The sequence below is a fragment of the Nocardia spongicola genome (assembly GCF_047200775.1).
GTDB lineage: Bacteria > Actinomycetota > Actinomycetes > Mycobacteriales > Mycobacteriaceae > Nocardia.
Genome location: NZ_JBJZOO010000001.1, coordinates 1053529 through 1073601, shown reverse-complemented (window position 1 = coordinate 1073601; position 20073 = coordinate 1053529). Strand labels below are relative to the sequence as shown.

Here is a 20073-nt window from a genome sequence, read left to right as displayed (position 1 = left end):
GCCCACACCAGGGGCGTCAGTCCAGGTAGTCGCGCAGCACCTGGGAGCGGCTCGGATGGCGCAGCTTGCTCATCGTCTTCGACTCGATCTGGCGGATGCGCTCACGGGTGACCCCGTACACCTGGCCGATCTCGTCGAGGGTGCGCGGCTGGCCGTCGGTGAGGCCGAAGCGCAGCCGAACCACACCCGCTTCACGCTCCGACAGCGTCTCCAGTACCGACTGGAGTTGATCCTGGAGCAGTGTGAAGCTGACCGCGTCGACCGCGACCACGGCCTCGGAGTCCTCGATGAAGTCGCCCAGCTGGCTGTCGCCCTCGTCGCCGATGGTCTGATCCAGTGAGATGGGTTCCCGCGCGTACTGCTGGATCTCGAGCACTTTCTCCGGCGTGATATCCATCTCTTTGGCCAGCTCTTCCGGCGTCGGCTCACGGCCGAGGTCCTGGAGCAACTCGCGTTGGATGCGACCGAGCTTGTTGATGACCTCCACCATGTGCACCGGAATGCGGATGGTGCGGGCCTGGTCGGCCATAGCGCGGGTGATGGCCTGCCGGATCCACCAAGTGGCGTAGGTGGAGAACTTGTAGCCCTTGGTGTAGTCGAACTTCTCCACCGCGCGGATCAGACCGAGGTTGCCCTCTTGGATCAGGTCGAGGAATGCCATACCGCGGCCGGTGTACCGCTTGGCCAGCGAGACCACCAGGCGCAGGTTGGCCTCGAGCAGGTGGTTCTTGGCGCGGTTGCCGTCGCGGACGATCCAGTTGTAGTCCCGGCGCATCGCCACCGGCAGCTTCTCGCCCTGTTCGGCGAACTCACGCACCTTTTCCGCCGCGTAGAGGCCTGCCTCGATCCGTTTGGCGAGTTCGACCTCCTCTTCGGCGTTGAGCAGCGCGACCTTGCCGATCTGCTTGAGGTAGGCGCGGACGGAGTCGGCCGAGGCGGTGAGTTCGGCGTCTTTGCGGGCCTGGCGCAGCGCCTCCGACTCTTCTTCGTCCCAGACGAAGTCACCGGAGGCCTTGTCCGCGGCGGTGGGTTCTTCGGCTTCCTCGCTATCGCCTTCATCGCTCTCGGCGACATCGGCCAACTCCTCGCCGTCAGCGAGGTCTGCTTCGGAAACCTCCAGGTCACCGAGGTCCTCGAGGGCGAGCGAGTCGTCGTCGAGAGTCTCGTCGGTACCGGGCTCGCCGTTGGGGGACGCCTTCTTGGCCGCAGCTTTCTTCGCAGGCGCTTTGGCTGCTTTCTTGGCTGCCGCCTTTTTGGCAGGCGCTTTCTTGGCGGCGGTCTTTTTCGCCGGAGTCTTCTTCGCGGCAGCCTTACGGACCGGCCGTGCTGCGGTGATGTCGGTGGAGTCGGCGTCGGCCGATTCGGCGGTCTGACGGGTATTCGTGGCTACCACGTACGCCCTTTCGTGACGGTCTCGTGCGGCGTCACGCCAGAGTGGTGTTCCGGCGGAGCGATCTGTCGGGTTTCACCGGCGGAAGGCCGGTCGGGTTTCACCGGCTCAGCCGGGCACGTTCCATTGTAACGATCTAACCAGGGTACCTACGGCGCGATGTCGAGAACCGCATATCGGCACCGCCCGCGCGCCTCCTCGGATGACACCTCATGGGGTGATGCCGCCCTCGACCGCCATAGCGGCGCCGACGATACCCGCGGTGTTCCGCAGATGTGCGGGAATGACCGGGGTTCGGTTGGTGAGCAAGGGAATCCATTGGTCGGCTTCTCGGCTGATACCGCCACCGGCGACGAATACAGTGGGAAAGAAGAGGTCTTCCAGTGCGGTCAGTGCGATGCCGACCTCGGTGGCCCACTGCGCGTAGGACAGATCGTCGCGTTCTTTCACCGAGGCCGCCGCGCGGTGTTCGCAGCTCATCCCGCCGATCTCTATATGACCCAGTTCGGTGTTGGGCACCAACATGCCGTGGTAGAGCAGCGCGGAACCGATACCGGTGCCGAAGGTAAGTAGTATCACCGGCCCTGCGAAATCCTTTGCCGCGCCGTAGCGGTCCTCGGCCAAGCCAGCCGCATCCGCGTCGTTGAGCACGGTGACCGGTCTACCGCCGAGCGCATCGGAGAACAGCGCTCTCGCATCGGTACCGATCCAGGCTTTGTCGATATTGGCCGCGGTGCGTGCGGTGCCGTCGATCACCACCGCGGGCAGGGTGAGGCCGACCGGGCCGTCCCACCCGGCTTCGGTGACCAGGTCGGCTACGGTTCCCGCTATGGCCTGCGGTGTCGCGGGCTGCGGTGTCGGAATCTTGATCCGTTCATGGACCAGCTCACCGGTGGACAGATCCACCGCGGCGCCCTTGACGCCGCTGCCGCCGATATCGATACCGAATGCATGTCCCCGAGCGGACATGGCCACCCCTTCGCTTCTCGTGCCGGCCGACCGTGCGGACAGCATCGTTGTACCTGGCCGAACCACGCCGTGGCCGGGTGCTGCGATGGGATGCCCGACGACGGCGCTGTGTCGTGCAGGACAAGAGTAATGCGACACCAGGGTTGGGCGTTCGGTGAGGATCTGTGATGCGATGGAAGGCGTGCCGGAAACCCCATCGCCAGTGCCAGAAGTGCCAGCCAGCCCCTTCGACTCCACCCCGATCGTCGCGCGTGGGGACGAGGCCGATCTGCGTCGTATCGCGGTCGATCTCGCCGAGAGCGCTGCCGCCCATATCCGTGCCCGTCGTCCCGAGGTGTTCGGGTCCGCCGGCGGACACGCCGAAGGCGCCGTTCGGGCCAAGAGCCATGCGACCGACCCGGTCACCATCGTGGACACCGAGGCAGAAGAGCTGATCCGGAGAATGCTCGCCGAGCAGCGCCCCGGTGATCCGATCGTCGGTGAAGAAGGTGGCGGCAGCATCGACGACACGAGCGCGGACACGGTCTACTGGGTGGTGGATCCGATCGATGGCACGGTCAACTTTCTCTACGGCATTCCCGGTTACGCGGTCTCGGTAGCCGCGATGCGGGGTGGGCGAACGGTCGCGGGCGCTGTGGTGGATGTCGCACGGGCGGAGACCTACAGCGCGGCGCTCGGCCTCGGTGCGCTGTGTGTCGGTCATGAGGGGACGGTGGAACATCTGACGTGCGGATCCATCGAATCGCTCTCGATGGCATTAGTGGCCACGGGGTTCGCCTATGGCATATATCGCAGAACCGAGCAGGCCGAGCTGGTCGCGCGGGTGCTGCCGCACGTACGTGATATCCGGCGCTTCGGTGCGGGGGCGCTGGATCTGTGCCATGTCGCGGCGGGCCGGGTGGACGCCTATTACGAGCACGGTCTCAATGTCTGGGACTGGGGAGCGGGCGCGTTGATCGCCACGGAGGCAGGCGCGCGGCTCACGGTGCCCGCCGCGACAGCGACGGGCGACGACGGCGATCTGGTGGTGGCTGCGGCGCCGGGCATCGCCGACGAACTGGCAGCGCTGCTGGACCGGGTCGGCGCTGCCGAGCCGATTCCCGATCGTTGATCAGCAGCGCGCCTGCCTGGCGGCGCTGAGCAGCATGGGGTCGATCGACACGGAATTGCCCGGCGCGGGGTTCTTCAGCGAACGCAGCACCTCCGCCGCGTCGGTACTCGGCCGGATGTCCTGCTGGAACAGGGAACCGAGTACCAGATCGACCGTATCGTCCTCGCGTTGATCCTCGATCAGTTCGGCGCATGGTGCGACCAGCTGCACCGCGGCGGCGGCTGGGCGGCCGTTCACGCCGAAGCGAATCTGCCCGGTGCATTCCAGATCACCGTTGACGTAGACCGAATCGTTACCGTATTGCGTACCGGGGGCACTGGCGAAGCCGAGATCGCCGAGCTGGGCTGCGACGTGCGCGGCTTGGCCACGCTGGTTGTTCGCGTTCAACACGCGTACTTTGCTTGCCCCGAGGGGAGCAGGGTCCACATCTTGTAGCCTGCTCACTCCGACCCGTCTGCCGAGCGGTTCCGGTGGTTCCTCGGAATCGGTGGCGGAACTCGGAGAGTTGCAGCTCATCGCGGTGCGGTCGGTGTCGTGTGTCCGCAGCGCGGCCCCCCAGACGATCCCGGAGAGCACGATGAGAACACCGAGCATGATGAGCCAGGGGAGCGGGCGGCGCCGGAGAAAGGGGTTGCCCTGCGCGTCTGTCGCGCTGCCTTCGGTGATCAGTGAAACCACCCGTGCACTCTACGAAAATGTATCCGGGTCCGCGCGCAAGGTCTCGGTATGTTCCGCGGACGGTGTCGATTGCCCTTCAGTTTCGACTCTCCTGTGTTTTGATTGCGCCTTTTCTGCCACAGTCCGCTATTGTCTGGCGGCCCAGATCGAATCACCGGTGGTGCATCGGTGGTCGGTAGCGGGAACAAGAAGGGCACGTCCTGCGTTTACCCAGCGCTATCGGGAGTGAGTCGAGGTGATCCACCCTGATAGGCGACCGGGGCGTTTGTGACGTGCACCACCGGCGGGGCGGTGCTGGTCGCGTCGATTTCGGAGAGAAATCGAGTGTGAGCGGACCGGTCCGGGATATACGGAGTGAGGACGAGGGGAAGACGACATGGCAACCGACTATGACGCACCGAGGCGCACCGAATCCGACGATGTGTCGGAGGATTCGCTGGAGGAGTTGAAGGCTCGTCGTAACGAGGCACAGTCCGCCGTCGTGGATATCGACGAATCCGATACCGCGGAGTCGTTCGAGCTTCCTGGCGCGGACCTGTCCGAGGAAGTGCTGACGGTTCGGGTGATCCCGAAACAGGCCGACGAGTTCACCTGTTCCAGCTGTTTCCTGGTTCATCACCGGAGCAGGTTGGCCAGTGAGAAGAACGGTCAGATGATCTGCATGGATTGCGCCGCGTGATCGCGAGGAGAGCCGACGTCGTTCGATCGTAAGGAGATCGAACGCCGCTCGATTCTAGGGAGGCCGAACGCCGAGGGGGTCGATGCCCGAGGCGACAGAGACCTGAGGGATCGGACACCCGAGGAATCGAACATTGTGTCAGTCCGCGCTCGGAAGGCCGAGCGCGGCAAGGACCTGTTCCGGTCGCCGCGTGCTGACCAGCCAATACGGGGTGGGATCGTCCGGATCGTCGAGTACGAGCAGGATCATCGATCCGACCCAGGGACGATGGTCCAGGTAGGCGGCAGGGTCGAGCTGGCGCCCCAGTGCCGCACTCTTCGCCGCTGGGCCGACTACGGCTGCGCGGGCAACGAAATTCACCGGAAGATGCGCACGGCCTGCGTGTAGCTCAGGTGTACCGGTCGCATCCGGTGCCACTTCGATACGGTGGCGGCTCAGCCACAGCAGTACCCAGACCGGGATCGGGAACAACAGCACATAGGGAAGCCATGCGCGCACTCCGGGGGCTCCCATGTGGATCTCCATAGCGAGCAGGCCGGTGACGGCGAAAGCCGCGGGCCACCACCAGAGCGGTACCCATAGCCGCTCGCGGTATACGGGTGAGCGCTGCTTCTGGTCCATGGCTGTGGGAGTAGGCTGGTCCGACACGAGTCAACACTAAGTCACGAGGGAAAATAGCCTACGCGTAGGCTCGTCCACCGTGAGCGCACTTTCACCCATACCGATGCTGCGGCTGGATCCAGGTATTCCGGTGCCGACACGTGCCCACCCGGGTGACGCGGGCGTGGATCTGTGCACTACCCACGATGTGATCCTGCAGCCGGGGGAGCGGGCATTGGTCGGTACCGGTGTCGCTGTGGCATTACCGGTCGGCACCGTAGGCCTGATCCACCCGCGTTCGGGGCTGGCGGCGAAGACCGGGCTGTCAGTGGTGAACACTCCTGGCACCATCGATGCCGGATACCGTGGCGAGATCAAGGTGTGTCTGATAAATCACGATCCGCATACTCCGATCCGGCTTCGCCGCGGTGACCGGATCGCGCAACTTCTGGTGCAGCGGGTGGAACTGGTGGATTTCACCGAGGTCGACACGCTCGACGAAACCACACGCGGGGCGGGTGGCTACGGATCCAGCGGTGGTCATGCGAGCCTGACCACACAGACAACAGGGGCGGGCCTGGCACCCGGCAAGGAGGCATGATGGGCATCTTCGGGAAGAGGAACAAGTCGTCGGACCGGCACCCGCGGGATCGGTACGACGAGGCGGACGATTACGCGGATACCGAGTACGAATCCGCTGATAACGCGTCCGAGGAGTACACAGGTGCCGAGGACTACGACGAGGCGGTCACCGATGAGCGTTCGTACGCCGGAGTGGACTTCGATGCCGATACATCGCTCCCTGGGACGTCGCAGCCAGGACCGGGACCGTACGACTACGAGGATGTCGCCGAACTGTTCGCCGCGGTGGCCGAGCAGCGGCTCGACCTCGGGTCGGTGCTGTTGCCGGTCCCTCCGGGTGGTCAGTTGCAGGTCGAGATGAATCAGGAGGGGCTGCCGCAGGCAGTTCATCTGGCGATCGAGCAGGGCCGGATCACCGTCGCGGCGTATGCCGCGCCCAAGTCTCCTGGCCAATGGCGTCAGGTCGCCTCGGATCTCGCCGAATCGCTGCGCAAGGACGGGGCCGAGGTCTCGGTGGAGAACGGGCCGTGGGGCCGGGAATTGCTCGCTGTCACCGAAGGCGCGGATCTTCGTTTCATCGGTGTGGACGGGTACCGGTGGATGGTGCGTTTGGTCGCCGCGGGTCCTTCCGGCGCGACGGCTGACGGAAGCCCGTTGACCAAGGCGGCGCGCGCCGTTCTCAGTGAGACGGTGGTGCGCCGCGGCGATGATCCGTTGCCGGTGCGTGAGCCATTGCCGGTAGTGCTGCCGCAGCAGTTGTCCGAACAGCTGGTCGCTGCCCACCAGCAGCAGCTGGAGGCCCAGCGGCAGGCGATGGCGGCGGCGCAGTCCGAGCCGCAAGCCGCGCCGTCGCCGCGTATGCCGGAGGGGCCACGCCAGGGTACTGACGGATCGGCCATGCAGCAGCTCGGCCGGAACTGAGCGCGCGGTTGCGACCGAGTGCGCGGCGGTGCCGGGTGCTCAGGCGAACTCACGAACCCAATCGAAGGAGCCGAGCCCCGCGTGTCCGAGTATCGCGGGGTCGGCACCCAGTTCGTCCAGTGTGATCCGGTGCAGGTGCGCGTGCGGGATCAGCGCGGCCCACTGCTCGGCTACGGTCACCGGATGCACCGGATCGTCGATCGCGGTGATGACCGCGACCGGCCGTTCGAAGCCGGCCAGCAGCTCGGTGCTCGGCCAGAGGTAGTTCGCGGCCTCTTCCAGTGCTTCGGGCAGATATGGCCATTGCGCTCGCCACGATCGGGTCAGTGTGTCCGCAAGCCATCGCGGGCTGTCGGCGCGCATCCGGTCGAGCACTGCTGTCAGGCCATCGGCGCGCAGCTGCGCCGCGGTAGTCGAAGCACTGAGCGCGGCGGGACATGCTGCGGTATCCGGTCCGGTCCAGGCGGGCAGCGCCGTGATGACCCCGGCGACCCGATCCGGGTGTTCAGCGGCCCACTCCAGAGCGATCGCGGCGCCGAGCGAGATCCCCGCCGCGATCACCGGCCCCTGTTGTGCCGCCGCGTCGAGGCAGGCCCGATAACTCGCGACCACCCTGCGTGGATCCGGTTCCACTGCGATCAGTTCGAGGTCACGTGCCGCACACGCGGGCCGGAAAGCGCTCCTTACGAAATGGGCATCGGATCCGGTGCCTGGTAGCGCTACGACGCGGAAGGGGGATGCGGAGTCGAACACCGGACCGAGCGTAGCGAGGGTGAGCCGGCCCATCTACAGTGGCGGTGTACGGCCTCAGTAGGCTGTGCGGTTGAAATCCTCACGATGGCGTGCGACCCATGCCATCTGCTTTATGCAGGAGAGCGTGCACAATGTCATCCGCAGCCTCAGGGTATTTCCGACGTCTCGGCCGCAGGCTGACCCAAGACATCGATCAGCTGGATGCCGAAGAACTGGCCGAGACATCCGAAGCCTCTGGAGCCTGCCCGGCATCGGAATGCAGGCGAGGTGTCGAGGCCACGATGGTCGGTAGGCTGCGTAGTGTCGAAGCGTGTCCCAAGTCCGTCGGTGCCAGCGTGCAGGCGGAGTTCTTCGACGGTACCGACGCCATCACCCTGATCTGGATCGGGCGCAGACGTATTCCCGGCATCGAGCCAGGACGACGCATTCTGGTCCGTGGTCGTGTGGGTGACCGCGACGGCTGCAAAGTGATCTTCAACCCCTACTACGAATTGCGCGGGAACAGCTGACGTATGCCATCGAGCGACGACTTCTCAGGCCCAGGTGATCAGACCGGGCTCGCCGTACCCGGCGACCAGATCGAGGAACGTGCCCAGCGGACCCTTCTGGAACAGTTGGGTGGGTTCAGTGGCCTGATCTACTCGACACTCCCTGTGGTCGTTTTCGTTCCCGTGAACAGTGTCGCCGGGCTCACCGCGGCCGTCTGGGCGGCCCTCGGTGTGGCCGCCGCGATCCTGATCTGGCGTCTGGCGCAGCGCAATCCGGTCCAGCCCGCCATCTCCGGTTTCTTCGGTGTCGGCATCTGCGCCCTCATCGCCTATCGGATGGGCGAGGCCAAGGGGTTCTTTCTCTTCGGTATCTACACCAGCCTCGTATACGCCGGAGTGTTCTTCGCTTCCATCCTGATCCGCCGCCCGCTGGTCGGTGTGCTCTGGGGTGTGCTGAACGGCCACGGTGCGGTATGGCGGTCCGATCAGCGGTTGGTGCGCCTCTACGATCTGGCCACCGCCGTCTGGGTCGTGGTATTCGCCGCCCGCTACCTGGTGCAGTGGCAGCTCTACGATATCGACCGGACCGGATGGCTGGCGTTCGCGCGGATCACGATGGGCTGGCCGCTGACCGCCATCGCGCTGGGTATCACCATTTGGGCAGTGCGCCGTGCGGGACATCTGCCGACCAAGACAGCACCCTCGGCCGACCCGGCTTAGTCGCACGCAGACCATCGGTCACTGCCCGGTGCGTTCACCGGCGCAGGGTAAGGAAGATCCACCGTAGAGGTGGGGGTTTACCCACCCTGGGGTGCCTGGCCGCCGCCCGGCGTTCATCAGACGATCAATACGTACTACATACGTATTGATTCGGTCAGGAGGACTCGGATATGACTACCGAGCACAATGCCGCAGCGCAGCCAGAGAAACGCAGTCCGGCTCTCTCGGAAAGTCGCCGGGTATCAGCGGAGCTGGAGCAGCTGATCGGTCCTGCGGCAGCCGGGGATCGTCAGGCAGTCACCGAGATCATCCGGGTTGTGCATCCGTTGGTGCGGCGCTACTGTGCGCTGCGTCTGGGGAATACGGCGTACCTCCAGGTCACCGTGGATGATGTGGTGCAGGAGATCCTCTTGGCTACCACCAACGCCATCCCGCGCTACCGTGATCAAGGCAAGTCGTTCCTGGCCTTTGTGTACGGCATCGCGGGCAATAAGGTCGCCGACGCATTCCGCCGTTCGCGGCAGCATCCCACTTATCCGATGGCCGATGTCCCGGATTGCGTATCCGGTGCTGCCGGACCGGAGGAGTGGGCGCTGGCCTCCGAACGACGTGCCGCCACACAGGAGCTCATGAAAGTACTGGCACCATCGCATCGCAGAGTCTTGTTGATGCGTATCGTGCTCGGCTGGTCGGCGGCGCAGACCGCGGAGGCCATCGGAACCAGCCCCGGCGTGGTCCGGGTGATCCAACACCGCGCACTGAACAAGCTGCGCGCCGAGCTGAAGCCGGTCGCGTAGTCCTTTCCACCGGAACCCGGCGCAGACCGCGTGACCCGCACAGCTCGGGTAACGGCCGTATCGGAGGGTTACGGCCTGATGCCGTGGTTGGCGAGTTCCACCCGGAGGTCTTCTTCGGCCTCCACCGAAGTCACGAACAGCAGTTCGTCGTCGCCTTCGAACGGGTCGTCGGGCTGCGGGACGATCACTCGCCCACCGCGCAGGATGGTCACCAGGGCGGCATCGCGCGGGAGAGTGAGCGTGCGTACCGGTTTGCCCGCCAGGACAGTGTCCGCGGGCAGGGTCATCTCTACCAGGTTCGCCTGACCTTGACGCAAGGTCATCAGGCGTACCAGATCGCCGACGGATACCGCCTCCTCGACCAGTGAGGCGAGCAACCGCGGGGTGGAGACCGCGATGTCAACGCCCCAGGATCCGTCGAAGAGCCATTCGTTGCGCGGGTCGTTCACCCGCGCGACCACTCGGCGTACCCCGAATTCGGTCTTGGCCAGCAGGCTGTGCACCAGGTTGGTCTTGTCGTCGCCGGTGGCCGCGATGACCACCTCGTAGGTCTCCAGCCCGGCGTGCTCGAGCAGCGCCAGCTCGCATGCGTCGGCGTGTACCCAGACCGCGTCCGGGATCGCGGTCGTATCGATATGCTCGAGCTGTCGCTCCAGCAGCATGACCCGGTGCCCGGCACGCAGGAGCTCCCTGGCGATCGATCGGCCGACCGCTCCCGCTCCGGCGATGGCCACTTTCATGTTCAGTCCTCGCTCGCTGGGGGTTTCGTGGCCAAGGCGACGGCCTCGCCCACGCTGCCGGATGCCACGGCCACATAGACGATGTCATCGGCTTGGACGATGGTTTTGCTCTCGGGAAGCAATCCCTGGCCGAATCGGATGATGAATGCCACTTTGACTCGGATAGCCCGCTCCAGATCGCGTACCGAGTGGCCGTACCACTCCTCATGGAGGGTCAGTTGTGTCACAGCGACCGTTCCGGTGGGATCGCGCCATGTGGTGGTGCTGGGATCGCCGATAAGTGTGCGCAGGAATCGATTGGTCGTCCACGGAACCGTGGCGATAGTAGGGATTCCGAGACGCTCGTAGACGGCCGCTCGTTTGGGATCGTAGATCCGGGCCACCACCCGCTCCACCCCGAACATCTCCCTGGCGACTCGTGCGGAGATGATGTTGGAGTTGTCTCCGGAGGAGACGGCCGCGAACGCATCGGCCCGCTCGATTCCCGCGCGGGTCAGCACATCTCGATCGAATCCGACCCCGGTGACCCGTTCGCCGGGGAAGTCGGATCCGAGCCGGAGAAAGGAACTGGGGTCCCGGTCGATCACGGTGACTTCATGACCTATGCGGATCAGGGCATGGGCCAGCGAAGAGCCGACGCGTCCGCACCCCATGATCACTACATACACCGTGTAACCTCGATCCCGGAACCCTGGTGTTCGGTTTACTTCGCTTTTGGTTTGCCGCGGGGGAGAACCCTACCTCGTCGAAATAATCTCACCGGCCACGTTCCCTTTCCGGCTGCCGGGCAAACCTACGGTCCAGGCGCGCGACCCCCCACATGGGGGCCTATGCTCGCTCCAGTGTCCAAGTTGACGACAGCGGCGAAGCGAGCGCTGCTGGGCAGGCCTTTCCGCAGTGACTCGCTCGGTCACACTTTGTTGCCGAAGCGAATCGCGCTCCCGGTGTTCGCCTCCGATGCCATGTCATCGGTGGCCTACGCACCCGAAGAGATCTTCCTCATGCTCTCGGTCGCGGGTATCTCGGCGTATCTGTACGCTCCTTGGGTCGGTCTCGCTGTCGCCTTCGTGATGGCGGTTGTGGTGGCCAGTTACCGGCAGAACGTGCACGCGTACCCCTCCGGGGGCGGTGACTACGAGGTGGCTACGACCAATCTCGGACCCGACGCAGGTCTGACTGTCGGTAGTGCGTTGCTGGTCGATTATGTGCTCACCGTCGCGGTCTCGACCGCTGCCGCCGCCTCCAATGTCGGTTCGGCTATTCCTTTCGTCGCTACGCACAAGGTGCTGTTCGCTGTTGTGGCCATTGCCACGCTCACCGCGATAAACCTGCGCGGTGTGCGTGAATCCGGCACCGCGTTCGCTTTTCCGACCTACGCGTTTCTCATCGGTATGTTCGGGATGCTCGGCTGGGGCCTGTTCCGGATCTTCGTGCTCGGTGACGAGTTGCGGGCCGAGTCGGCCGACTTCGGGCTGATCCCGGAGGGAGAGCATCTGTACGGCCTCGCATTCGTCTTCTTGATCGCACGCTCGTTCTCTTCCGGGTGCGCCGCGCTGACCGGTGTGGAGGCGATCAGCAACGGTGTGCCTGCCTTCCGCAAGCCAAAGTCGCGTAACGCGGCGACCACCCTGCTGATGCTGGGGACTCTCGCGATCGTATTGCTGATGGGCATCATCATCCTGGCGCAGAAGATCGGAGTTGTTTACGCGAACGACACCGCCAATCTGACCGGAGCACCGGACGACTATCACCAGAAGACTCTCATCGCCCAGCTCGCCGAAACCGTGTTCCACGGATTCCCGCTCGGATTCTTCTACATCACCGCGGTGACCGCGTTGATCCTCGTGCTCGCCGCCAATACCGCGTTCAACGGATTCCCCGTGCTCGGCTCGATCTTGGCGCAGGACCGCTATCTGCCCCGGCAGCTACATACCAGGGGTGATCGGCTGGCCTTCAGCAACGGCATCCTGTTCCTGTCCGGCGCGGCCATCGCGTTCGTGGTGCTCTTCGGCGCCGAGGTCACCAAGCTGATCCAGCTCTACATCGTCGGTGTGTTCGTCTCGTTCGTGTTGAGCCAAACCGGCATGTTGCGGCACTGGACCCGGCTGCTGCGCACCGAGACCGAGCCGCGGCAGCGAGCGAGGATGAAGCGGTCCCGAATGATCAACACGATCGGTCTCAGCGCGACAGGGACGGTGTTGGTGATCGTGCTGATCACCAAATTCTTCGCAGGCGCCTATATCGCGATCTGCACCATGATCGCGATCTTCATCGTGATGAAGCTGATTCGCAGGCACTACGATTCGGTCGCGCGCGAGCTGGACGAACATGAGTGGGACGGGGTGCTGCCGAGCCGCTCGCACTCCATCGTGCTGGTCTCTCGGTTGCATCTGCCGACTCGGCGGGCACTGGCCTACGCCCGCGCTACTCGCCCCGACACCCTGGAAGCGATCACGGTGAATGTCGACGAGGACGACACCAGGGCGCTGGTGCGGGAATGGGAGAACAGCGATATCACAGTGCCGCTGAAGGTGATCGAATCACCGTACCGAGAGATCACCAAGCCGGTCCTCGATTATGTGAAGCGGGTGCGCAAGAACGCCCCGCGCGATGTGGTGACCGTGTTCATCCCCGAATATGTGGTCGGTCACTGGTGGGAGCAGGTGCTGCACAATCAGAGTGCGTTGCGGCTGAAGGGCAGGCTGTTGTTCGAACCAGGCGTGATGGTCACCAGCGTGCCATGGCAGCTGAGCTCCTCCGCGCGGGCCAAGGCGCCCGGTGTAGTGAACGCTCCCGGTGCGGTCCGGCGCGGCTACGGTGATCGGACATGACGTCGGTGGAGCAGGCACGATGAGCGATTGGCTGAACCGCACGTTCGAGGTGCGGCTCGGACCACCTGGGCACGGTGGTTTCTGCGTCGCACGGTATGAGGGTCGGGTGCTGTTCGTCCGGCACGGGCTGCCCGGCGAGCTGGTCCGAGTCCTGGTCACCGAGGATCGGGGTGGGTCGTTCTGCCGTGCCGAGACCATCGAAGTGCTGGAGGCCTCATCGGATCGGGTGCAGGCCACCTGTCCGGTTTCCGGCCCCGGTGGTGCCGGGTGCTGCGATTTCTCCTTCGCGACGCCTGCGGCGCAGCGCGCGCTGAAGGCCACCGTGGTGGCCGAACAGCTGCGCAGGCTGGCCGGGATCACCCGCGACGTTCTGGTGGAGCCGATCGGTCCTGGCGAACCGATCGGTGGGTGGCGTACCAGGGTGCGGCTCGCGGTCGACGCACAGGGGCGCGCCGGTGTGCATCGATATCGCAGTACCGAGGTGATCCCGGATCTACGGTGCCCGCAGCCGGTCGCCGGGGCGCTGGCAGGTCTGGCGGAGCAGCGGTGGACACCGGGAGCCGATCTGGTGATCGCGGTGGACGGCGCGGGCATCCGGCATATTGTCGAGCTGCCACCAGTTCCGGAGGTCGAATCGCGTGGGGGCGGCGCCCGGCGTGGCCGGGGCGGCGGGCGATCGAATATCGGTGGGCGTGCCCGGCGGACACGTTCTGGTGGGCATGGTGACCGGCGTGTGGGCGGAAGCGAGGACAGCGGTGTTCGGCCTGGCGGCACTGGGACCGCGGCGGAATCTCCCCGACGCGAGGAACGCCGTGCCGCGTCCGCCCGGCGGGCCGCGGCGCACGCGGACCGTGACGAGTGGGTGCGCACGGGCAGCGGACGTGCGGTCGAGTATGTGGCAGGACGCCGGTGGGAGGTCGCGGCGACAGGTTTCTGGCAGGCGCATCGGGGTGCGGCGCAGCGCTATTCGGATCTGGTCGCGGAATGGTCTGAGCTCGGGCCTGGCGGGCGGGCCTGGGATCTCTACAGTGGCGCGGGTGTTTTCGCCGCCCGCCTGGCCGAACAGACAGGCAGCTCCGGTGTGGTGCTCGCGGTGGAGTCCGCCCGGTCCGCGGTCGCCGACGGTGCCGCGGCGCTGCGTGATCTGCCCTGGGTGCGGCTACGGGCCGAGCGGGTGGAACGCTGGGTGCAGGAGCACAGCGGTTCGGAGGCGCCCGATGTCGTAGTGCTCGATCCGCCACGCGCGGGCGCGGGCAAGGAAGTGGTCGGCGCGGTCACCGCGAACGGCCCGGCGCGGATCATCCATATCGGGTGCGATCCCGCCGCGTTCGCCCGCGATCTCGGTCTGTATCTGGCAGCGGGCTATCGGCTCGCCGACCTGCGCGCTTTCGACGCGTTTCCGGCCACCCACCACGTCGAATGCCTGGCGTTGTTACAGCGGTGAGCGATCGGATCCTCGTAGCAGGGAGGCGGCGTTCACGGCGCGCGTGGACGGCTTCGTCACCTATGGTGCGGCTCACATTTAGGCACGCTATCGGTAGGTTCGATCGTTCTCGTGTGGGAGCGCCTGCCGCGGCTCCGTAGACTGAATCGGATCAGATGTGCTGTCCGGAGGGAGCTTGTTCAGGTGGGAGTGCTTTCCCGGGTCGATACACCCGAAGATCTGCGTCGGCTGACCGCGCCACAGTTATGTGAGCTGGCTGCGGAGATCCGCGAGTTCTTGGTGCGTAAGGTCGCCGCGACCGGGGGGCATCTCGGCCCCAACCTCGGCGTGGTCGAGCTCACCATCGCGCTGCATCGGGTCTTCGACTCACCGGCCGACCCGTTGATCTTCGATACCGGGCACCAGGCCTATGTGCACAAGATTCTGACCGGTCGTAAGGACCAGTTCGATTCGTTGCGCAAACAGGGTGGTCTGTCCGGTTATCCGAGCCGGGCCGAAAGCGCCCACGATTGGGTGGAGTCCTCGCACGCGTCGGCGTCGTTGTCCTACGCGGATGGCCTGGCGAAGGCATTCGCGTTGAGCGGGCAGGACCGGCATGTGGTCGCGGTGGTCGGCGACGGCGCGCTCACCGGAGGTATGTGCTGGGAGGCGCTGAACAATATCGCCGCTGCTCCGGATCGTCCGGTGGTCATCGTGGTCAACGACAACGGCCGTTCCTATGCGCCGACCATCGGGGGCCTGGCCGAGCGATTGACCGCACTGCGCACCCAACCCGTCTACGAGCATGCGCTCGACGCCGGTAAGCGCATCCTGAAGAGCATCCCGCGGGTCGGTGAATCGGCGTACTCGATGGTGCACGCGGTGAAAGCCGGGATCAAGGACGCGGTCAGCCCCCAGGAACTGTTCAGCGACCTCGGGCTGAAGTACGTCGGGCCGGTGGATGGACACGACCTCGGCGCGCTGGAGGCGGCATTGCGTCATGCCAAGGATTTCGGTGGACCGGTCGTTGTGCACGCCGTGACCCAGAAGGGCCGCGGTTACGCGCCTGCCGAGAACCATGTGGCCGACCAGATGCACGCGTGTGATCCGATCGATCCGCTGACCGGGGTTCCTGTCGGCGGCCCCAAGGCACTCGGCTGGACTGCGGTGTTCTCCGAAGAGTTGATCGCGCAGGCGGAGCGGCGTGCCGATATCGTCGCGATCACCGCGGCTATGCCGGGCCCGACCGGGCTCGCGGCGTTCGGGGAGCGGTTCCCGGACCGGATGTTCGATGTCGGCATCGCCGAACAGCACGCGATGGCCTCGGCGGCGGGGCTTGCGCTCGGTGGTATGCATCCGGTGGTCGCGATCTACTCGACATTCCTCAATCGCGCCTTCGATCAGTTGCTGATGGACGTGGCGCTGTTGCGGCAGCCGGTCACCGTGGTACTCGACCGTGCTGGTATCACCGGCTCCGACGGCGCCAGCCACAATGGCATGTGGGATCTGTCGGTGCTCGGCATCATTCCGGGAATCCGGGTCGCCGCACCGCGCGACGCCGCGACCTTGCGTGAGGAGCTGGCCGAGGCACTGGCTGTCGGTGACGGTCCCACCGCGCTGCGCTTCCCGAAGGGCAGCGTCGCCGAGGATATCGCGGCTCTGGAACGGCTGGACGGCATCGACGTGTTGCGGATGGCCGAACCGGAGGGTGGTTCGGTGCAGGCTGTGCGCGGCGATGTCCTGTTGATCGCGGTGGGCTCGTTCGCGAAGGTCGCGTTGGATGCGGCGGATCGCCTGGTGGAGGAGGGGGCTTCGGTCACCGTGATCGACCCGCGCTGGGTGCTGCCGGTGTCGGATACCCTGCTGAAGCTCGCCGAGAACTATCGGCTCGTGGTCACCCTGGAGGACGGCGGGCTGCACGGCGGCATCGGCGCGACGGTGTCGGCCCGCTTACGCGATTCCGGGTTGGATATTCCCACCCGTGAGCTCGGCGTGCCACAACAGTTCCTGGATCACGCGGCACGGGGCGAGGTGCACGCCGAGCTCGGGCTGACCGCCCCCGATATCGCCCGCCGGATCGGCAGGTGGCTGGCCGCTCGTTGATGCGGCGGGCCCGCGGGCCGGAGTCAGTCCGGTGCGGCGGGTAATGCGGGGGCGAGCCGTGGTACCGCCAGCTCCCGCTGCCATGGGCGGGCGCCGCCGGATTCGAGGAAATCGTCGATGGCTGTGGCGAGGTCGGCGATCGCGTAGTCGGGTAGCCCGTCCCAGCACAGGCGGCGGACCAGATCCGGGGTGAGCAGATTCTCCACCGGAATCGAGAGTTCGGCCGATAGGTCACCCATCGCCGCCCTGGCCCTGGTCAGACGAGCGGCCGCGGCCGGGTCACGCCGTTCCCAGCGGTTGACCGGTGGCGGCCCGTCGTAGGGCTGAGTCATCGGCGGCAACTCGTTGTCCGGCAGCACGCGACCACGTTCGACAGCAGCGAGCCAGTCACGGGAGTACCTGCGTTGCCGTGGCCCGCCGAACACCGGCAATGCACGCAGCTGGGCGAGTGATCCGGGTTCGGCGGCCGCTGCGGCGATAATCGCGGAATCCGGAAGAATGCGCGCGGGCGCGACATCGCGGGCACGCGCCAACGCGTCCCTCGCGTTCCACAGTTCGCGCACTATCGCGAGCTTCCTGGTCCGGCGCAGGGTATGAATTCCGGAGGTGCGCCGCCAGCGTTCTGCCTTCGGTGCGGGCGGATCCAGCGTGCGAATATGCTCGAATTCCTGTGCCGCCCACTCGGTCTTCCCTTGTTCCATCAGGACATCGGCTACCGCGTCGCGTAGTTCGAGCAGCAGTTCGACGTCGAGAGCGGCATAATTCAGCCAGTCGTCGGGCAGCGGCCTGCTCGACCAGTCCGCCGCGCCGTGCCCTTTACGTAGTGCCCGGCCGAGTAGCCGCTCCACCATCGCGGCGAGCCCGACCCGCTCCAAGCCTGCCAGTCGTCCGCCCAATTCGGTGTCGAACAGCCTGGCCGGCCGTAAGCCGAGTTCGGCGAGGCCGGGCAGGTCTTGATCCGCTGAGTGCAGTACCCACTCCAGATCGTTGATCGCTGTTGCCAGCGGGGTGAGGTTACGGGTGAGCGGAATCGGATCGATGAGGAATGTGCCCGCGCCTGCCCGGCGCAACTGGATCAGATACGCGCGTGCCGAATACCGGAATCCGGAGGCACGCTCGGCGTCGACGGCCAGCGGGCCGGTGCCCATGCTGAGCTGGGTGGCTGCTGCGCTGATCCCGGCGGCGGTGTCCAGTACCGGTGGCACGCCCTCGGCAGGCGCGAGCAGTGGCGTCGCGGCCGAAAGTTCGGATTCGTCTGGTACGGACATGGTGTTGAACTCTACGTGCCGATGTGAGGGAACTCCCGCCCTATCGGCTCATTCGGGTGTCTGCCCCGGTGCCGCACGCTCGGTTGCCGCACTCGTGGATCGGTCGGATATCGCTGGTCAGACTATATGACGCACCATGGTCATTCCTGGTCGTCGGCCACGCCGGGCCGTAGTTGCAGCTGGGTGACCCCGGCGGGTGGTAGCCCGGCGGCGTAGGCCAGCACCTCACAAAAAGATTCCAGATGCAGGCGCAGGCCGGTGGTGATCGGAGTCCATGAGGCACGTAATTCCAGCTGGTGCGCGCGTGGTGGGCCGGCGATATCGCCGTAGCGCACCGAACTGGTCGAGGTCACGGTGCCGCCGAGTGCGGTGAACGGTTCGGTGCGCGATTCCAGCGCGTCCAGTAGCCAGCTCCACGCCACCTCTGGGAGGAGTGGATCGGTGGCCAGCGCGGCATCGATATCGGCCTGGATATAGGCCACCAGACGTAAGGTGCCGTGCCAGGTGTCGTTGCCGTTCGGGTCGTGCAGCAGGATCAGCCTGCCGAAGGCATCGCCTTCGGAATCAACCGGAATCGCGGCGGCTTCCGGGGGTTTGACCTCCGCGCCGATAGCGTAGGAATACGGTGCGAGTCGTTGCGGTGGCCGGATGGGCGCGAGCTCGATCCGAGGATGCACGGTAGCAGTGCCCATCGCCTCGACCGCGGCGCGAAACTGGGCCGGCTCGCCATGGGGTCCCTCAGTCGGTGCGGCGCCGTCGCGGAAGTCGAGCGGTGTCACGGATGCTGACGGTAGACCCTGTATGCCCGGAGCGGTCGGAGGCGCGCCGCGATAGATGAGGCGACGTCCGGGTGACCCGGTGTCGGGCGCTCAGCGGCCTCCGGATCCAGCGCTCATGCCGATTCCGCTTACGATAGCCGGGATGAGCACTTACACTCGCCGCCGGTTGACCGATGCCCCATTCCTGGCCGCTGCTACCGGGGGGCGGCCGAGCAGGCGTCCGGTGTGGTTCATGCGCCAGGCCGGACGCTCCCTGCCCGAGTACCGCGAAGTCCGCGCGGGCATCGGGATGCTCGAGTCGTGTTTCGATCCTGAGCTGGTGTGCGAGATCACGATGCAGCCGATCCGCAGGCACAAGGTCGACGCGGCGATCTTGTTCTCCGATATCGTCGTTCCGCTCAAAGCGGCGGGGATCGATCTGGATATCGTGCCCGGCGTCGGCCCGGTGGTCGCTGCCCCGGTGCGAACGGCGAGCGATGTGCGCACGCTGCCCCGGTTGCGTCCCGAGGAGGTCGGCGCGGTCACCGATGGGGTGCGCCTGTTGGTCGACGCACTGGGCGAGACACCGCTGATCGGGTTCGCGGGCGCGCCGTTCACGCTCGCCTCCTATCTGGTCGAGGGTGGACCGAGTAAGAACCATGAGCGCACCAAGGCGATGATGTACGCCGAGCCACAGACCTGGCATGAACTGCTCGGCGTGCTCACCGACATCACTATCGAGTTCTTGCGGGCTCAGCTGACGGCGGGGGTGGACGCGGTGCAGCTGTTCGACTCCTGGGCCGGTGCGCTCACCCTGGCCGATTACCGCAGCTTCGTGCTCCCGCACTCGGAACGGGTGTTCGCCGAGCTCGCCGACGCGGGGGTACCGCGCATCCACTTCGGTGTCGGCACCGGTGAGTTGCTCGGTGCTATGGGAGAGGCGGGTGCCGATGTGGTCGGTGTCGACTGGCGGGTGCCGCTGACCGAGGCCATCCGCCGGATCGGACCGGGGAAAGCGCTGCAGGGCAACCTCGATCCCGCTGTGCTGTTCGCGGGACCGACGGCACTGGAGTCGCAGGTCCGGCGGATCGTGCGCGAAGCGGACGAGGCGATCACCCTCGGTGCTGCCGGGCATATCTTCAACCTGGGTCACGGAGTGCTCCCGGAAACCGATCCCGGCGCGCTGACCGCCCTGGTGGAGCTGGTCCACGAACTGTGAGGTGAGGATCGGCAGTACGTGGCCGTGCGGCCGCGCCCGCTCA

20 protein-coding genes are annotated in these 20073 nt (G+C 65.9%); 11 read left to right on the top strand and 9 right to left on the bottom strand.

What is annotated here, in order from left to right; all coding sequences use genetic code 11:
• Positions 1-16: 16 nt before the first annotated feature.
• Both ACL02S_RS04675 and ppgK read right to left on the bottom strand, forming a co-directional pair.
• On the bottom strand, positions 17-1393 hold the full coding sequence (locus ACL02S_RS04675; RefSeq protein ID WP_412801000.1) for an RNA polymerase sigma factor: 1377 nt from the start codon (positions 1391-1393) through the stop codon (positions 17-19).
• A gap of 207 nt (positions 1394-1600) precedes the next feature.
• Positions 1601-2359: a polyphosphate--glucose phosphotransferase gene (gene ppgK, locus ACL02S_RS04670; RefSeq protein WP_412800999.1), complete on the bottom strand. Its 759-nt coding sequence runs from the start codon at positions 2357-2359 to the stop codon at positions 1601-1603.
• 172 nt (positions 2360-2531) lie between these two features.
• Between ppgK and ACL02S_RS04665 the strand changes: the two genes are divergently transcribed.
• Positions 2532-3470, top strand: a complete 939-nt coding sequence (locus tag ACL02S_RS04665) for an inositol monophosphatase family protein (RefSeq protein WP_412800998.1) — start codon at positions 2532-2534, stop codon at positions 3468-3470.
• Here ACL02S_RS04665 and cei read toward each other — a convergent pair whose 3' ends face one another.
• The gene (gene cei / locus ACL02S_RS04660) at positions 3471-4148 is read right to left on the bottom strand and encodes an envelope integrity protein Cei (RefSeq protein WP_412800997.1); all 678 of its coding nucleotides are present in this window, start codon (positions 4146-4148) and stop codon (positions 3471-3473) included. It abuts the gene before it with no gap.
• Positions 4149-4524: 376 nt separating this feature from the next.
• Between cei and ACL02S_RS04655 the strand changes: the two genes are divergently transcribed.
• Positions 4525-4827 carry a DUF4193 domain-containing protein gene (locus ACL02S_RS04655; RefSeq protein ID WP_412800996.1) on the top strand — a complete coding sequence of 101 codons (303 nt, stop codon included), beginning with the start codon at positions 4525-4527 and terminating at the stop codon, positions 4825-4827.
• A gap of 138 nt (positions 4828-4965) precedes the next feature.
• Here the strand turns inward: ACL02S_RS04655 and ACL02S_RS04650 are convergent, their stop codons facing one another.
• On the bottom strand, positions 4966-5448 hold the full coding sequence (locus ACL02S_RS04650; protein ID WP_412800995.1) for a DUF3093 domain-containing protein: 483 nt from the start codon (positions 5446-5448) through the stop codon (positions 4966-4968).
• A 79-nt stretch (positions 5449-5527) separates the two neighbouring features.
• Between ACL02S_RS04650 and dut the strand changes: the two genes are divergently transcribed.
• Both dut and ACL02S_RS04640 read left to right on the top strand, forming a co-directional pair.
• A complete protein-coding gene (gene dut, locus ACL02S_RS04645) occupies positions 5528-6028 on the top strand; it encodes a dUTP diphosphatase (RefSeq protein ID WP_412800994.1) in 501 nt (166 codons plus the stop codon).
• A gap of 5 nt (positions 6029-6033) precedes the next feature.
• Positions 6034-6930, top strand: a complete 897-nt coding sequence (locus ACL02S_RS04640) for a DUF3710 domain-containing protein (protein ID WP_412801105.1) — start codon at positions 6034-6036, stop codon at positions 6928-6930.
• Positions 6931-6969: 39 nt separating this feature from the next.
• On the opposite strand, the gene ACL02S_RS04635 is transcribed toward ACL02S_RS04640, so the two are convergent.
• Entirely contained in the window at positions 6970-7683 is a 714-nt protein-coding gene (locus ACL02S_RS04635; RefSeq protein ID WP_412800993.1) for an alpha/beta fold hydrolase, read from the bottom strand.
• A gap of 131 nt (positions 7684-7814) precedes the next feature.
• Here ACL02S_RS04635 and ACL02S_RS04630 point away from each other — a divergent pair, with 131 nt between their 5' ends.
• From ACL02S_RS04630 to ACL02S_RS04620, 3 genes are all read left to right on the top strand, one after another.
• Positions 7815-8192 (top strand): OB-fold nucleic acid binding domain-containing protein, encoded by a 378-nt coding sequence (locus ACL02S_RS04630; RefSeq protein WP_412800992.1) that lies wholly within the window; start codon positions 7815-7817, stop codon positions 8190-8192.
• A 3-nt stretch (positions 8193-8195) separates the two neighbouring features.
• Positions 8196-8891, top strand: a complete 696-nt coding sequence (locus ACL02S_RS04625) for a DUF3159 domain-containing protein (RefSeq protein WP_412800991.1) — start codon at positions 8196-8198, stop codon at positions 8889-8891.
• Positions 8892-9061: 170 nt separating this feature from the next.
• Positions 9062-9688, top strand: a complete 627-nt coding sequence (locus ACL02S_RS04620) for a sigma-70 family RNA polymerase sigma factor (RefSeq protein ID WP_412800990.1) — start codon at positions 9062-9064, stop codon at positions 9686-9688.
• Between the two features lie 68 nt (positions 9689-9756).
• Here ACL02S_RS04620 and ACL02S_RS04615 read toward each other — a convergent pair whose 3' ends face one another.
• On the bottom strand, positions 9757-10428 hold the full coding sequence (locus ACL02S_RS04615) for a potassium channel family protein (protein ID WP_412800989.1): 672 nt from the start codon (positions 10426-10428) through the stop codon (positions 9757-9759).
• 2 nt (positions 10429-10430) lie between these two features.
• Positions 10431-11096, bottom strand: a complete 666-nt coding sequence (locus ACL02S_RS04610; RefSeq protein WP_412800988.1) for a potassium channel family protein — start codon at positions 11094-11096, stop codon at positions 10431-10433.
• Positions 11097-11270: 174 nt separating this feature from the next.
• On the opposite strand from ACL02S_RS04610, the gene ACL02S_RS04605 reads away from it, so the two are divergent.
• The 3 genes from ACL02S_RS04605 to dxs all read left to right on the top strand — a co-directional run bounded on the left by ACL02S_RS04605 (position 11271) and on the right by dxs (position 16785).
• Positions 11271-13259, top strand: a complete 1989-nt coding sequence (locus ACL02S_RS04605; RefSeq protein ID WP_412800987.1) for an APC family permease — start codon at positions 11271-11273, stop codon at positions 13257-13259.
• 19 nt (positions 13260-13278) lie between these two features.
• On the top strand, positions 13279-14703 hold the full coding sequence (locus ACL02S_RS04600) for a class I SAM-dependent RNA methyltransferase (protein ID WP_412800986.1): 1425 nt from the start codon (positions 13279-13281) through the stop codon (positions 14701-14703).
• Positions 14704-14886: 183 nt separating this feature from the next.
• Positions 14887-16785, top strand: a complete 1899-nt coding sequence (gene dxs, locus ACL02S_RS04595) for a 1-deoxy-D-xylulose-5-phosphate synthase (RefSeq protein ID WP_412800985.1) — start codon at positions 14887-14889, stop codon at positions 16783-16785.
• Between the two features lie 23 nt (positions 16786-16808).
• Here the strand turns inward: dxs and ACL02S_RS04590 are convergent, their stop codons facing one another.
• On the bottom strand, positions 16809-18053 hold the full coding sequence (locus ACL02S_RS04590; RefSeq protein WP_412800984.1) for an HRDC domain-containing protein: 1245 nt from the start codon (positions 18051-18053) through the stop codon (positions 16809-16811).
• A gap of 140 nt (positions 18054-18193) precedes the next feature.
• The gene (locus ACL02S_RS04585; RefSeq protein ID WP_412800983.1) at positions 18194-18832 is read right to left on the bottom strand and encodes a DUF3000 domain-containing protein; all 639 of its coding nucleotides are present in this window, start codon (positions 18830-18832) and stop codon (positions 18194-18196) included.
• 142 nt (positions 18833-18974) lie between these two features.
• On the opposite strand from ACL02S_RS04585, the gene hemE reads away from it, so the two are divergent.
• On the top strand, positions 18975-20030 hold the full coding sequence (gene hemE / locus ACL02S_RS04580) for a uroporphyrinogen decarboxylase (RefSeq protein ID WP_412800982.1): 1056 nt from the start codon (positions 18975-18977) through the stop codon (positions 20028-20030).
• Positions 20031-20073: the final 43 nt, after the last annotated feature.